The sequence below is a fragment of the Cupriavidus sp. 09_S30 genome (assembly GCF_056930435.1).
On sequence record NZ_JBXOWI010000001.1, the window covers coordinates 3672168 to 3685631 of the forward strand.

Genomic DNA, 13464 nt, shown 5'->3' on the forward strand with positions numbered 1-13464 from the left:
GGCCGCCCGCCGCTTGGATCAGCGCATCATCCGGCCCAGCCTTCGGTGCGGATGTCCAGCCGAGCCAGCAGCGCGCGGTCGCGCTCGGCCTGCGGATTGGCCGTGGTCAGCAGCCGGTCGCCGTAGAAGATGGAGTTGGCGCCGGCCATGAAGCACAGGGCCTGCAAGGCTTCGTCCATTGTCTCGCGTCCGGCCGAAAGACGCACCATCGATTTGGGCATGGTAATGCGCGCCACGGCGATGGTGCGCACGAACTCGAAGGGGTCGATCGGATCGGTGCCGGCCAGCGGCGTGCCTTCGATGGGCATCAGGTTGTTGATGGGCACCGACTCCGGATAGGGCTCGAGGTTGGCCAGCTGGGCGATCATGCCGGCGCGCGCCTCGCGCGTCTCGCCCATGCCGACGATGCCGCCGCTGCACACGTGGATGCCGGCATCGCGTACGTGGCCGATGGTGTCGAGCCGGTCCTGGTAGGTGCGGGTGCTGACGATCTTGCCGTAGAACTCGGGCGAGGTGTCGAGGTTGTGGTTGTAATAGTCCAGCCCCGCTTCCTTGAGCTGCTGGGCCTGCTCGGGCTCCAGCATGCCCAGCGTGACGCAGGTCTCCAGGCCCATCGCCTTGACCTCGCGCACCATGTCCATCACCGGCTCCAGGTGGCGCTCCTTGGGGCTGCGCCAGGCCGCGCCCATGCAGAAACGGGTGGCGCCGCCGGCCTTGGCCGCGCGCGCGGCCTCCAGCACCTCGTCCAGCGCCATCAACTTGCTGGCCTTCAGGCCCGTGTCGTGGTGGGAACTCTGCGAGCAGTAGCCGCAGTCTTCCTCGCAGCCGCCGGTCTTGATCGACAGCAGGGTGGAAAGCTGCACTGCGTTGGCATCGAAGTGCTCGCGGTGCACCTGCTGGGCGCGGAAGAGCAGGTCGTTGAAGGGCAGCGCGAACAGCGCGGCGACGTCGGCCACGCTCCAGCGCGCGTTGGCGGGGAGCTGCGCCGATGCGGCGCGCGCGCTCTGGCGCAGCGCGTCGGCGGAAATGGTGGCGACGGTGGTGTCGGTCTGGTTCATGGGGTGTCTCGCTTCGAAGATGGTTGTTCAGTTGAAATGGGGTGCGGCAGCGCCCGCGCCGGCCTGCGCGCAGGCCGCCAGCAGCGGCGCCAGGTCCAGCCTGGCCGCGGCCTCGGCAGGCGCCAGCTGCCAGGGCAGCTCGCCCAGGCAAGGCGCGCCCAGCGCCGCGCGCAGGGTGTCGATGTTTTCGTCGGCCAGCGCCATGTCCGGGTCAACCCGGTTGGCGATCCAGCCGGCCAGGGTCAGCCCGCGCGCGCGCACGGCAGCGGCGGTCAGCATGGCGTGGTTCAGGCAGCCCAGGCGCACGCCGACCACCAGCACCACCGGCAGGCCAAGCATGGCGGCCAGGTCGGCGGTGTCCCAGCCGGCGCCGGCGCCATCGCCATCGCCGCCCTCGGGCAGGTGCAGTGGCACCTGGAAGCCGCCTACGCCCTCCACCACCACGGCTTCTGCCTGGCGGCGCAGCGCGGCGAACGCGGCACGGATGGGACCGGGCGTGATGCGGGCCCCCTCGGCGGCGGCGGCCAGGTGGGGCGAGCACGGCGTGCGCAGCAGGAAGGGGCAGGTCTCGTGGAGCGCCACCTCAACCGAGCCGGCCGCGCGCAGTTGCGCCACATCGTCGTTGTGCCACTGGCCATCGCGCCATTCGGTTCCGCTTGCCACCGGCTTCATGCCGGCGGCGCGGTAGCCCGCGGCGCGCAGCGCGTGCAGCAGCGTGGCGCTGGAATGCGTCTTGCCGACCCCGGTATCGGTGCCGGTGACGAAGCAGGCCAGCGAGGCCGGGCGCAGCGTGGCGGGCAGTGCGGCCGTCATGCGGCCTCCCACGCCTGCGCGGCGCCGTCGGTGCGCGCATGCCGGCCGAGCGCGGCCAGCAAGGCGCGCACATCGTCGGCGCTGTGGGCGGCCGACAGCGTGATGCGCAGGCGTGCCGTGCCGGCAGCCACCGTGGGCGGCCGGATGGCGCCGACGCGGATGCCATCGGCCTCCAGCGCGGCCGACAGCGCCAGCGCGGCGTCGTTGTCGCCGATGATCAGCGGCTGGATGGCGGTATCGCTGGCCGGCAGCTGCCAGCCGGCGGCGGCGGCGAGCGGCGCCAGCCCAGCGCGCAGTTCGGCGATGCGCTGCGCCAGTGCCGCGCGGCGGCGCTCGCCCTCCTGGCCCGCGATCAGCGCCACGCTGGCCAGCAGCGCGTGCGCCACGGCCGGCGGCGCGGCGGTGGTGTAGATATAGGGCCGGGCGGCGTTGACGAGATGCTCGATCACCAGCGGATGTGCCGCTACGAAGGCGCCGGCCACGCCGGCGGCCTTGCCCAGCGTGCCGATGTAGATGAAGCGCTCGGAGGCCAGGCCCAGGTGCGCGAGCACCCCGCGGCCCTGCTCGCCCAGCGCGCCGAAGCCGTGCGCGTCGTCGACGATCAGCCAGGCGTCGTGCTGCTCGGCCAGCGCCAGCAGTCCGGCCAGCGGGGCGATGTCGCCGTCCATGCTGAACACGCTGTCGGTGACGATCAGCTTGAGCGGGCTGGTGCACTCTCGCAGCTGGGCGTCGAGCGCTGCCAGGTCGCCGTGCGGGTAGCGCTGCACGGCCGCCCGCGCCAGGCGCGTGCCGTCGATCAGCGAGGCATGGTTGAGCGCCTCGCTGAACAGCGTGGCCTCGGCCGTGCCCAGCGCGGTCAGCACGGCGAGGTTCGCCATGTAGCCGGTGCAGAAATAGAGCGCGCCCGCCTGTGGAATGTGCGGCGCCAGCATGCGTGCCAGCTCCGCCTCCAGTTGCGCGTGCGCCAGCGAATGGCCGCTGACCAGGTGCGAGGCGCCGCTGCCGGCGCCATAGCGGCGCACGCCGTCGATCAAGGCTTCGGCCACCTCGGGATGGCTGGCCAGGCCGAGATAGTCGTTGCTGCAGAAGGTCAGCAGGCGCCGCGCCTGGCCGGCTTCGGGTGCGCCATCCGTGGCGATGTCCTGCCAGGGCGCGCAGACGGTATGGGCGGTACGGCGCCGGCGCGTCAGCGCGCTGGCGGCGCGCGCGTCGGCGGCGCGCTTCAGGTGATCAAGCAGCATCGAGACTCTCCTCGCGATGGGATGCGCCGGCCGCGGCGGGCGCCAGCACGGCGTCCAGCGTGGCCTGCAGCTGGCCAGCCAGCCAGCGTGCCTGGCCGGCATCGAACACATAGGGCGGCAGCACGTAGAGCGTGTTGCCCAGCGGCCGGATCAGCAGCTCGCGCGACAGCGCCGCCTGGTGGAAGCGCGCGGCGAAATCGGGGCCGGCCAGTTCCGGACGCACGTCGGCGGCCCAGATCAGGCCGCGCTGGCGCACGTGCGCCAGGCGCGGATCGGCGGCCAGGCCGGCCATGGCCTCGGCCAGCCAGTGCGCGCGCTCGCGGTTGCGCACGAGCACGTCCTCCTGCACGAACAGGTCGAGCGTGGCCAGCGCGGCGCGGCAGGCCAGCGGGTTGCCCGTGTAGGAATGCGAATGCAGGAAGCTGCGCGCCACGTCGTCGGCAACGAAGGCCTGCTGGATGGCATCGCGCGACAGCACCAGCGATAGCGGCAGATAACCGCCGCTGATGCCCTTGGACAGGCACAGGAAATCCGGCCACAGGTGCGCGGGGAGCGGCGCCGCGCCGGACTCGCCCTGGCCCCGCGCCTGCTCCCAGGCGAAGAAGGTGCCGGTGCGCCCGCACCCGACGGCGATTTCGTCGGCGATCAGGTGCACGCGGTAGCGGTCGCACAGCGCGCGCGCGCCGTCGAGATAGGCGGGATCGTACATGGCCATGCCGGTGGCGCATTGCACCAGGGGCTCGACGATCAGCGCGGCAATCTGGCCGCCGCGCTCGCTCAACAGCGCCTTGAGCTCGGCCAGTGCGCGCGCGGCCACATCGGCTGCGCTTTCGCCCGGCCCGGCCTGGCGCGCATCGGGCGACATCACCACGTGCGACTGCATCAGCAGCGGCGCATAGGCGTCGCGGAAGACGGCCACGTCGGTCACACCGAGTGCGCCCACGGTCTCGCCGTGATAGCTGTTACGCAGGCAGACGAACTCGCGCTTGGCGGGCAGTCCGGTATTGCGCCAGAAGTGGAAGCTCATCTTCAGCGCGATCTCCACCGCCGAGGCGCCGTCGGACGCATAGAAGGCATTGCCGAGCGCGCCGCCGGTCAGTGCGCGCAGCCGCTCGGCCAGCTCCACTGCGGGCGCGTGGGTGCAGCCGGCCAGCATCACGTGCTCGATGGTGTCGAGCTGGGCGCGCAGCGCGGCATTGATGGCGGGGTTGGCGTGGCCGAACAGGTTCACCCACCAGGAGCTGGTGGCATCGAAGTAGCGGTGCCCTTCCGTGTCGAACAGCCAGGGGCCTTCGCCACGCGCGATGGCCAGCGGCGGCATGCCGGCCGAAGGCGGCGGGCGCAGGCGGGTGCAGGGATGCCAGACAGCCTGCTGGCTGCGCTGGCCCAGCGTCGGCTGGGAGTAGGCCCCGGGCTGGTCGGGGTGCTGGATTGTCGGGTGTGCCGTCGGGTGTGCCAAGAGGACCCTCCTTCGTTGACCGTGCGCACGGATGCCAGGTCGGCACCCCCGTGCGGTTTGCGGAGGCCCATCTTAGGAAGGTCGGCGAGCGCTTGGCAAACCCACGCAGTCTCGCGAGTTAACGGCAACTTACTCACTGATGCACGAAAAAACCAGAGACTTAATACCCGCTTCGCGCGACACGCCGCCTACTGCATGCAACGTGCGCCGTGACTTTTTTCAAGGAAGCGGATCGAAAGGCAGTCCGAGCTCGCGGAAGAAGCTCGCCACCTCCGGCAACCAGACCGGAATGCCGGCGCGGCTGCCGAACAGGCGGTGCGCGTCGTCCTCGAAGCTGCCGTAATCCACCAGGCGCGTGTCGGCCGCGGCGCCCTGCGCTTCGCTGCGGTAGGCCTCGAACATCCGGTCCGGCAGCGGTGGCGGCCAGTAACTGTCGTTGTCGCCGTAGAGCCAGAGTGAGGGGTAACGGGCCAGGCGGCCGTAGCCGGCGAAGGTCTCGACCAGGTCCGACTGCCAGCCGGCGCAGGCATCGTCGCGCAGGCCGCCGGAGAAGTTGATCACGCCGCGTACGCCGGGATAGTTCAGCGTGGCGAAGGCCATGGTGGTCAGGCCGCCGTGCGACTGCCCGATGACGATGATGCGGCTCATGTCGACATAGGGCTGGGTGCGCATATACTCGAGCGCGGCCACCACATCCTCGGCCTGCGCCAGCCCGTTGCGGGTCGCGTTGCAGCCGCCGCCGATATACGGGCCGCCGGACTTGGCGAAGCCCTGGCGCATGGGCACGATCACCGCGTAGCCGCGCCGGACGAATTCCGCGCTTTGCGCCGCGTAGCGTGCGCGCGCCTGGAAGGCGGGCCTGCCGCGCGCCTTGCCGTGGTTGATCACCACCAGCGGGAACGGCCCCTCTCCCGGCGGCTTGAAGACGGTGGCCTCGAGTTCGACGATAAAGGGCCCGGCCGGCTTGGGCACCTGGACCACCTCCTCCTCCACGGGCAGCGACTGGCCGCGGGCAGGCGCAGGCCCGCCCACGCCGGCGCAGAGCAGGACGGCGGTGGCGACAAGCGCGAGGGAGGATCGGCGCCTGGCTGACACGGGCAATGCCTTAGGCGTGGTGAGGGAATGAGGGCGCGTCCATCAGTCCTCTCCGAGCATGTCGCCGTCGACGTAGAGCCAGCGTGCGGGCTCACCGGCCGCACGCGGTTCGTGCACGAAGCGGCTGCGCTCATGCAGCCGCCAGGCGCGTCCGCCGATCTTGTAACGCGCGACGAACTCCACTTCGGCGTGGTCTGCATCGCGCTGCAGGTGGGACTTGACCTCCAGGCCGAGCCAGCGCGTGGCCGGGTCGGGCGCCAGGTCCGCAGGGCAGGTGGACGGATGCCAGCTCTGCCGCAGCCACTCGGTCTCGCCCAGCACGTAGGCGCTGTAGCGCGAGCGCATCAGTGTCTGCGCGTCCGCGGGCAGCGCCTCGCCGCGATGGAAACGCCCGCAGCAGCTTGCGTAGTCATTGCCACCGCAGGGACAGGCCTGCTGTGCGGCGGCCGCCTTGCCAGCCTTGCCCGCCATCGCCGCGCTCACAGCACCAGGGCCGGCAGTTCGCGCATATCGGTGAAGATCGCGCTGGCGCCCGCCTCGCGTAGCAGGATGGCATCGTTGCGCGCGGCGTAGCCGAACACCGTCATGCCCGCCGCCTTGCCGGCGGTGGCGCCGGTGGGGCTGTCCTCGACCACGGCGCAGCGCGCCGGCGCCACACCCATGGTCTCGGCCGCCAGCAGGTAGACATCCGGCGCCGGCTTGCTGCGCTCCACCTCGGTGGCGGAGAAGACATGTTCACGCGCATCCTGCTGGAACAGTTCGAGCAGGCCGGTGCGGCCCAGCTGCAGCTTGACCTTGATGCGGTCCGCCCCCGAGGCCACGCACACGGGCATGCCGGTGGCGGCGATGGCCGCCACCGCGTCACGCACGTGCTCGACGGCTGCCACTTCGGCCTCGAGCACGGCATTGCGCCGCGCCAGCCAGGTCGACAACCAGTTTTCCGGCAGCGGCGCGCCGCGCATGCGCGCGATGTTGTCGAGCTCCTCGCGCACGGCGCGGCCGAGGAACATCCGCGTGGAGTCCTCCAGCGTGATGTCGATGCCGAGTTCATTGAGCATCTGGTTGAGCACGCGGTTGACGATGGGCTCGCTATCGACGAGCACGCCGTCGCAATCGAAGATCACGCAATCGAACTTGCGCGCGTCCTGCGGGGTTACTGCCTTCATGCGGGTTTCTTTTCCTTGCCGGTATCGGGCGGCTCCACGGCGCGCAGCACGGTGGGTCGCCCGCTCTTGAGGTGGGCTTCGATCTGGTCGAAGCGGTCGAAGCCCCAGAAGGGCTCGCCATCGATGATGACGAAGGGCGAGCCGAACACGCCCTTGGCCATCGCCACGTCGATCTCGGCCTTGAGCTGCTCCTTGATCTGGGGGCTGCTGGTGCCGGCATCCATCGCGCGGCCGTCGATGCCGATCGCATCGGCGATCTTCACCAGTTCGGCCGGCTCGGCGATATTGATGTCCTCGACGAAGAACGCATGATAGACCGCCTTGGCAAAGGCCGCTGCCAGATCGTCGCCATGGTGATTCTGCAGCCACAGCATGGCGCGTGCGGCCTGGGTGGTCGGCAGCGGGAAGTGCTTCGGCCGCTTGTATTCGATGCCGTGGAAGCGCGCGGTGCGCTCGAAGTCACGCCAGGCGTAGTCGCCCTTGAGCGGCACCTGCGGCAGCGGCGAGCTGCCGGTGGTCTTGAACACCACGCCGAGCAGGATCGGGTGCCAGGCCACATTGCGCCCGTACTTCTGCGCGAGTTCATCGATGCGGGTGCTGGCGAAGTAACCGTACGGCGAGGAGAAATCGAAATAGAAGTCGATGGCGGCTGTCATGTCGGGTGGTTCCGCTGGTGGGATCTGCCTGGATGGTTGCGCCGCTGGCCTCAGGCCAGCGCGCGCGCGATCAGGATCTTCTGGATGTCGCTGGTGCCTTCGTAGATCTGGCAGACGCGCACGTCCCGGTAGATGCGCTCGACCGGGAAATCGCTGACGTAGCCGTAGCCGCCGAACACCTGGATGGCATCCGAGCAGACCCGCTCGGCCATCTCGCTGGCGAACAGCTTGGCCATGGCGGCTTCCTTCAGGCAGGGCCGGCCGGCGTCCTTGAGCGAGGCGGCGTGCCAGACCATCTGGCGGGCCACCTCCACGCGCGTCGCCATCTCGGCCAGGCGGAACTGCACCGCCTGGTGCTGGAACAGCGCCTGGCCGAAGCTCTCGCGCTCCTTGGCATAGGCCAGCGCCGCCTCCAGCGCCGCGCGCGCCATGCCGATGCTCTGCGAGGCGATGCCGATGCGGCCGCCCTCCAGGCCGGACAGGGCCATCTTATAGCCGCCGCCCTCCTCGCCCAGCAGGTTGGCCGCGGGGACGCGGCAGTTCTCGAAGACGATCTGCGCGGTATCGGACGAATGCTGGCCCAGCTTGTCTTCCAGCCGCGCCACGATGTAGCCGGGCGTGTCCGTGGGCACAAGGAAGGCGCTGATGCCGCGCTTGCCGGCCGCCTTGTCGGTCACCGCCAGCACGATTGCCACGTCGGCGTTCTTGCCGCTGGTGATGAATTGCTTGACGCCGTCGAGCACATAGAAATCGCCGTCGCGGCGCGCCGTGGTGCGCAGCGCCGATGCGTCGGACCCCACATGTGGCTCGGTCAGGCAAAAGGCGCCCAGCATCTCGCCGCGCGCCAGCGGCACCAGCCATTGCTGCTTCTGCTGCTCGCTGGCGAATGCCATCAGCATGCTGCACACGGGGCAGTTGTTGACGCTGATCACGGTAGAAGTGCCACCATCGCCGGCGGCGATCTCTTCCAGGATCAGCGCCAGCGACAGGTAGTCCATGCCGGCGCCGCCGTACTGCTCGGGGACCGCCACGCCATAGGCGCCCAGCGCCGCGAGCTGGCGGTGCACATCTTCGGGAAACACGCCGTCGCGGTCCCATTGCGCGGCGTGGGGTGCGATCTCCTGCTGCGCGAATTGGCGCACGGCATCGCGGATCATTTCCTGTTCGGGGGTCAGCAGCATATCTTTCTTACTCGTTGGATCGGCCCTCGGCCAGGGCCAGCACCGCGCCGATGGCCGCGCGCGCCTGCGGGCTGTTGCGCCAGCAGGTGGAACCGCTCAGCGCCGCGGCGCCGCGCACGACTTCTTCCACGGTGGCGCCGCGCAGGCCGGCCAGGCTATGGTAGCCAAGTTGCTCGAGCCGGCCGATCACGGCAGGCCCGACACCCTTGAGCGCGAGCAGCGCGCCGCGTTCGTGCGCCGGAAACCGCATGGCCGCGCTCACCAGGGCAGCACGGCGCCGTCGTAGGCGCGGAAGCTGCCGTTGTCATCGCGCGTCACGCCGGCCAGCACGCGCCGCATGCCGCCCACGCTTTCCTCCACCGACAGGTCGGCGCCGGCGCCGCCCATATCGGTGCGGACCCAGCCCGGGTGCAACGCCACGCAGGTCGCCAGGCGCGCATCGAGCGAGACGCCCTTGAGCACCGCGTTCGCCGCCGCCTTGCTGGTGCGGTAGAGCCAGCTGCGGTTGTTGTCCATCGCGCCCATGCTGCCCATGCGCGACGACAGCACGGCGAGCACGCCGCCCTGGCCGCCACGGCCGGCCTCGACGAAGGGCAGCAGCAGCGGCAGCGCCATCATCGGGCCCAGCACATTGACGTGCATTACCTGGTCGAAGTCCTGCTGCAGCACCGGCTGCGCGCCCTCGTTGTGCGTGCCGATCACGCCGGCGTTGTAGATCGCGACATCGAGCGACTCGCCGTCGAGCTTCCAGCCCAGGCCGGCCACGGCCGAAGAGTCGGTCAGGTCGACCCGGTGCGCTTCGGCGCCGAGCGCGCGCAGCGCATCGATGCCGGCCTCGCTGCGCGCGGTGGCGATCACGCGGTGGCCTTCGGCGCGGTACTGGCGCACGAATTCCAGGCCGATGCCCCGCGAGGCACCGAGAATCAGGACAGTGGACACGGCTTGGCTCCTCTCTCAGGATGGGTTGGCGAGCGGGCCTGGCACGCTGCGGCACCAGGCCCGCGATGCGGCATCAGACGATCTCGATGCCCACGGCGGTAGCCTCGCCGCCGCCGATGCACAGGCTGGCCACGCCGCGCTTGCCGCCGGTCTTGCGCAGCGCGCCGATCAACGTGGTCATGATACGCGCGCCCGAGGCACCGATGGGGTGGCCCAGTGCACAGGCGCCGCCATGGATGTTGACCTTCTCACGCGAGATCTTCAGGTCGTGCATGGCGGCCATCGGCACCACGGCAAAGGCCTCGTTGATCTCGAACAGGTCGACGCTGTCGGTGTTCCAGTCCAGCTTGCGGTACAGCTTGGCGATCGCCTCCACCGGCGCGGTGGTGAACCAGCCCGGTGCCTGCGCATGGGTGGTGTGCCCCAGCATGCGCGCCAGCGGTGTCAGGCCGAGCTGGCGGGCGGTGGATTCGCGCATCATCACCAGCGCCGAGGCGCCGTCGTTGATCGACGACGACGAGGCTGCGGTGATGGTGCCGTCCTTGGCGAAGGCGGGCTTGAGCGCCGGGATCTTGTCGAGCTTGATGCGGCGCGGGCCTTCGTCCGTGTCGACCACGGTGTCGCCGCCCCTGCCGGACACCGTCACCGGCGTGATCTCCCAGCGGAAGTCGCCGTTCTCAGTGGCCTGCTGGGCGCGGCGCACGCTCTCGATGGCGAAGGCGTCCTGCTGCTCGCGCGTGAAGCCGTACTTGGCGGCGCAGTCCTCGCCGAAGGTGCCCATGGCGCGGCCCTTGTCGTAGGCGTCCTCGAGGCCGTCCATCATCATGTGGTCATAGATCATGCCGTGACCGATGCGGTAGCCGCCGCGTGCCTTCGGCACCAGGTAGGGCGCATTGGTCATGCTTTCCATGCCACCCGCCACGGCGATCTCGTAGGAGCCGGCGATCAGGCTGTCGTACACGGTCATGGCCGCGCGCATGCCGGAGCCGCACATCTTGTTGACCGTGGTGCAGCCCACCGACAGCGGCAGACCGGCGCCGAGCGCAGCCTGGCGCGCCGGCGCCTGGCCCTGGCCGGCAGGCAGCACGCAGCCGAACACCACTTCCTCGATCTGCTCCGGCTTCAGTCCGGCGCGCTCCACCGCGGCGCGGATGGCGGTGGCGCCGAGCTGAGGCGCCGTAACCGAGGCGAACTCACCCTGGAAGGCCGCCATGGGCGTGCGGACGGCCGATACGATGACGATAGGGTCTTGCATTTGTGTCTCCTTGCGATGATCGGGTGGGGGGGATGGCGCCGCGTTCAGCGGATCGACGCCTGCGGCGGCTCGCCGAACTGCCGGTAAGCCGCCTGCTGTTGCTCAATCAATTCCTCGCTGCTGCTGACGGCCATGCCAAGGTCGCGCAGCAGGCCGTCGGACACGCCGTAGATCCAGCCGTGCACGGTCACGTCCTGCCCGCGCGCCCAGGCGTCCTGCAGCACGGTGGTGTGGCAGATGTTGCTGACCTGCTCGATCACGTTCAGCTCGCACAGGCGGGTGTAGGCATCTTCTTCGCGCAGGATGGTGCCGAGATAGGCCTCATGCTTGTCGGCCACGTCGCGCACGTGGCGCAGCCAGTTGTCGGCCAGGCCGATGCGCTCACGCTTGAGCGCCACCTTGACGCCGCTGCAGCCATAGTGGCCGACCACGGTGATATGGCGCACCTTGAGCACATCGACGGCGAACTGGATCACCGACAGCGCGTTCAGGTCGCTGTGGGCGATCACATTGGCGATATTGCGGTGGACGAAGACCTCGCCCGGCGCCAGGCCGAGGATCTGGTTGGCGGGCACGCGCGAATCGGAGCACCCGATCCACAGGTATTCCGGCGCCTGCTGGTTGGCCAGGCGCGTGAAAAAGGTCGGGTCTTCGGCGTTGACGCTGTCGACCCACTCGCGGTTGTTGTGGAACAACTGGGCGATCGCGTCATTCATGCTGCCCTCCTTGCATGCGCACCGCCGTCTCCATGAGGGGCGGCGTTTCCATAGCGGTTGATGAAGCGTTGCGAAGGGTGATAAGCATAGAAGTCGTGTATTTGGCCGGCCAGCAGCCGGTCCTTGTGGCTCTGCCACATGGCAGGGTCGAAGAAATCCTCGTGGTGCCGCAGGAAGGCGGCGCGCACTCTCGGGTCGCCAAGCAGGAAGGTGCGGTAGGTCTCCGGAAAGATATCGTGCGGATGCACGGTGTACCAGATTTCGTCGGACATTTCCTCTTCCTCGTTGTGCGGCTGCGGCACGCGGCGGACGTTGCAGTCGGTCAGGTATTCGATCTCGTCGTAGTCGTAGAACACCACCCGCCCGTGCCGCGTGACGCCGAAATTCTTGTACAGCATGTCGCCCGGGAAGATATTGGCCGCGATCAGTTCCTTGACGGCATTGCCGTACTCGATGATGCCGTGCTCGACCTGTTCGTCGGTGCCCTCACGCAGCCAGATGTTCAGCGGGGTCATGCGGCGCTCGATGTACAGGTGGCGCACCACGATCTCCTCGCCGCCGTCCTTGGCGCGCTGGTACTCGATCATCGACGGCGCGTGCTGCTCCAGTTCGCGCACCAGCGCATCGTCGAAGCGCGACAGCGGGAAGGCCACGTTGGAGTACTCCAGCGTATCGGCCATGCGCCCGACTCTGTCATGCTGCTTGACGAGCTGGTACTTCGACTCGACCTGCTCGCGCGTGGTTTCCTTGGGCGCTGGATAAAAGTCCTTGATCACCTTGAAGACATAGGGATACGAAGGCAGCGTGAACACCAGCATCACCAGGCCCTTGATGCCCGGCGCGATGATGAACTTGTCCGACGAATGCTGCAGATGGTGCAGGAAATCGCGGTAGAAAAGATTCTTGCCCTGCTTCTGCAGCCCCAGCGAGGTATAGATCTCCGCGCGCGGCTTGCGCGGCATCAGGTCGCGCAGGAAGGTGACGTAGGCCGACGGGATCTCCATGTCGACCATGAAATAGGAATGGGTGAAGGAGAACAGGACCTGGACCTGCTCCTTCCTCAGCAGCACGGTGTCCAGCACCAGCTTGCCCGAGGGCCCGTGCACGATCGGGATGACCAGCGGGTAGCCGCGGTCGCCGTTGAGCATGCGGCCGACGATAAAGGCCGTCTTGTTGCGGAAGAACAGCGAGGACAGCACGTGCACCTGGCAATTCGGCGCGATGCGGAATTCGCCGAAATGCTCGCTGATCGCGCGCAACACGTAGCCGATGTCGCGGCGCAGGTCCTCGAAAGGTCGCTCGAGCTGGAAGTTGTAAACGATGCGCTCGAAGCAGGCGGCCATGCCCTCGTGGCTGCCCGGATAGTAGGCGCGGAAGGTGGGCCTGGTCGTCGACTCCTCGTTCTCGATGTACTCGGTCGAAATGGCCGGGCGCACGAAGATGAAGTCGTTGTTGAAATACGAGCGGTGCAGGATGCGCGTGCACACCGAGTTGAAGAAGGTCTCGGCCAGCTCGGGCTGGTGATGCCTGGTCAACAGGCCGATGTAGTGCAGCTTGATCTGCTGCCAGATCTCGTCCTCGATGTTCTCGGCGTCGTACTCGTCCTCCAGGATCACGCTGGTCTCGCGCACGCGCTCATTGTAGAAGTCGATGCGGTCGCGCTGGATCCGGTGCACGCCCAGCCAGTCGCCCGCCTCGAACTTCACCTTCGCCCGATGGCTGGCCTCGCGGAACAGGCGGTAGTGCTTGTCGAAGCCGTCCAGCATGGTCCGCGCCACGTCGTAGGCGATCTGCGAGGACAGCAGCTTGGGGAAGTGGGACATGACGGACGGGCGCACGAGGGGGGTTACAAGAATTGTAATTGGGTTCGCTCGCGGCTTCGCAG

Annotated in this window: 14 protein-coding genes; all 14 read right to left on the reverse strand. The window is 68.8% G+C overall.

Annotation, left to right across the window (positions count from 1 at the left end):
• Window positions 1-26: 26 nt before the first annotated feature.
• The gene (gene bioB / locus AC1Z3O_RS17175; protein WP_483516907.1) at window positions 27-1058 is read right to left on the reverse strand and encodes a biotin synthase BioB; all 1032 of its coding nucleotides are present in this window, start codon (window positions 1056-1058) and stop codon (window positions 27-29) included.
• A gap of 27 nt (window positions 1059-1085) precedes the next feature.
• Entirely contained in the window at window positions 1086-1871 is a 786-nt protein-coding gene (gene bioD, locus AC1Z3O_RS17180; protein WP_483516909.1) for a dethiobiotin synthase, read from the reverse strand.
• Window positions 1868-3112, reverse strand: coding sequence for an 8-amino-7-oxononanoate synthase (bioF, locus tag AC1Z3O_RS17185; protein ID WP_483516910.1), 1245 nt, complete (start codon window positions 3110-3112; stop codon window positions 1868-1870). The genes bioD and bioF overlap by 4 nt, the downstream gene beginning before the upstream one ends.
• A complete protein-coding gene (gene bioA, locus AC1Z3O_RS17190; protein ID WP_483517642.1) occupies window positions 3102-4544 on the reverse strand; it encodes an adenosylmethionine--8-amino-7-oxononanoate transaminase in 1443 nt (480 codons plus the stop codon). Before bioA ends, bioF begins: the two co-directional genes overlap by 11 nt.
• A gap of 246 nt (window positions 4545-4790) precedes the next feature.
• Entirely contained in the window at window positions 4791-5666 is an 876-nt protein-coding gene (locus tag AC1Z3O_RS17195) for a dienelactone hydrolase family protein (protein ID WP_483516911.1), read from the reverse strand.
• A 42-nt stretch (window positions 5667-5708) separates the two neighbouring features.
• The gene (locus tag AC1Z3O_RS17200; RefSeq protein WP_483516912.1) at window positions 5709-6137 is read right to left on the reverse strand and encodes a YchJ family metal-binding protein; all 429 of its coding nucleotides are present in this window, start codon (window positions 6135-6137) and stop codon (window positions 5709-5711) included.
• Window positions 6138-6145: 8 nt separating this feature from the next.
• A complete protein-coding gene (locus AC1Z3O_RS17205; RefSeq protein ID WP_483516913.1) occupies window positions 6146-6832 on the reverse strand; it encodes an HAD family hydrolase in 687 nt (228 codons plus the stop codon).
• A complete protein-coding gene (locus AC1Z3O_RS17210) occupies window positions 6829-7488 on the reverse strand; it encodes a DsbA family protein (protein WP_483516914.1) in 660 nt (219 codons plus the stop codon). Before AC1Z3O_RS17210 ends, AC1Z3O_RS17205 begins: the two co-directional genes overlap by 4 nt.
• 50 nt (window positions 7489-7538) lie before the next feature.
• Entirely contained in the window at window positions 7539-8669 is a 1131-nt protein-coding gene (locus AC1Z3O_RS17215) for an acyl-CoA dehydrogenase family protein (protein ID WP_483516915.1), read from the reverse strand.
• A gap of 7 nt (window positions 8670-8676) precedes the next feature.
• On the reverse strand, window positions 8677-8919 hold the full coding sequence (locus AC1Z3O_RS17220) for a helix-hairpin-helix domain-containing protein (protein ID WP_483516916.1): 243 nt from the start codon (window positions 8917-8919) through the stop codon (window positions 8677-8679).
• Between the two features lie 8 nt (window positions 8920-8927).
• Window positions 8928-9608 carry an SDR family oxidoreductase gene (locus tag AC1Z3O_RS17225; protein WP_483516917.1) on the reverse strand — a complete coding sequence of 227 codons (681 nt, stop codon included), beginning with the start codon at window positions 9606-9608 and terminating at the stop codon, window positions 8928-8930.
• Window positions 9609-9681: 73 nt separating this feature from the next.
• Entirely contained in the window at window positions 9682-10863 is a 1182-nt protein-coding gene (locus AC1Z3O_RS17230) for an acetyl-CoA C-acetyltransferase (RefSeq protein ID WP_483516918.1), read from the reverse strand.
• A gap of 44 nt (window positions 10864-10907) precedes the next feature.
• Window positions 10908-11579, reverse strand: coding sequence for a carbonate dehydratase (can, locus tag AC1Z3O_RS17235; RefSeq protein ID WP_483516919.1), 672 nt, complete (start codon window positions 11577-11579; stop codon window positions 10908-10910).
• On the reverse strand, window positions 11576-13402 hold the full coding sequence (gene aceK, locus AC1Z3O_RS17240) for a bifunctional isocitrate dehydrogenase kinase/phosphatase (protein ID WP_483516920.1): 1827 nt from the start codon (window positions 13400-13402) through the stop codon (window positions 11576-11578). The genes can and aceK overlap by 4 nt, the downstream gene beginning before the upstream one ends.
• Between the last annotated feature and the right edge of the window lie 62 nt (window positions 13403-13464).

Excerpts from the sequence above, each read along its gene's own strand:
- AC1Z3O_RS17205 (WP_483516913.1), bottom strand. The coding sequence starts at position 6,832 with ATGAAGGCAGTAACCCCGCAGGACGCGCGCAAGTTCGATTGCGTGATC.
- bioF (WP_483516910.1), bottom strand. The coding sequence starts at position 3,112 with ATGCTGCTTGATCACCTGAAGCGCGCCGCCGACGCGCGCGCCGCCAGC.
- bioD (WP_483516909.1), bottom strand. The coding sequence starts at position 1,871 with ATGACGGCCGCACTGCCCGCCACGCTGCGCCCGGCCTCGCTGGCCTGC.
- AC1Z3O_RS17210 (WP_483516914.1), bottom strand. The coding sequence starts at position 7,488 with ATGACAGCCGCCATCGACTTCTATTTCGATTTCTCCTCGCCGTACGGT.
- AC1Z3O_RS17220 (WP_483516916.1), bottom strand. The coding sequence starts at position 8,919 with ATGCGGTTTCCGGCGCACGAACGCGGCGCGCTGCTCGCGCTCAAGGGT.
- AC1Z3O_RS17230 (WP_483516918.1), bottom strand. The coding sequence starts at position 10,863 with ATGCAAGACCCTATCGTCATCGTATCGGCCGTCCGCACGCCCATGGCG.
- aceK (WP_483516920.1), bottom strand. The coding sequence starts at position 13,402 with ATGTCCCACTTCCCCAAGCTGCTGTCCTCGCAGATCGCCTACGACGTG.
- can (WP_483516919.1), bottom strand. The coding sequence starts at position 11,579 with ATGAATGACGCGATCGCCCAGTTGTTCCACAACAACCGCGAGTGGGTC.
- bioB (WP_483516907.1), bottom strand. The coding sequence starts at position 1,058 with ATGAACCAGACCGACACCACCGTCGCCACCATTTCCGCCGACGCGCTG.
- AC1Z3O_RS17215 (WP_483516915.1), bottom strand. The coding sequence starts at position 8,669 with ATGCTGCTGACCCCCGAACAGGAAATGATCCGCGATGCCGTGCGCCAA.
- AC1Z3O_RS17200 (WP_483516912.1), bottom strand. The coding sequence starts at position 6,137 with ATGGCGGGCAAGGCTGGCAAGGCGGCCGCCGCACAGCAGGCCTGTCCC.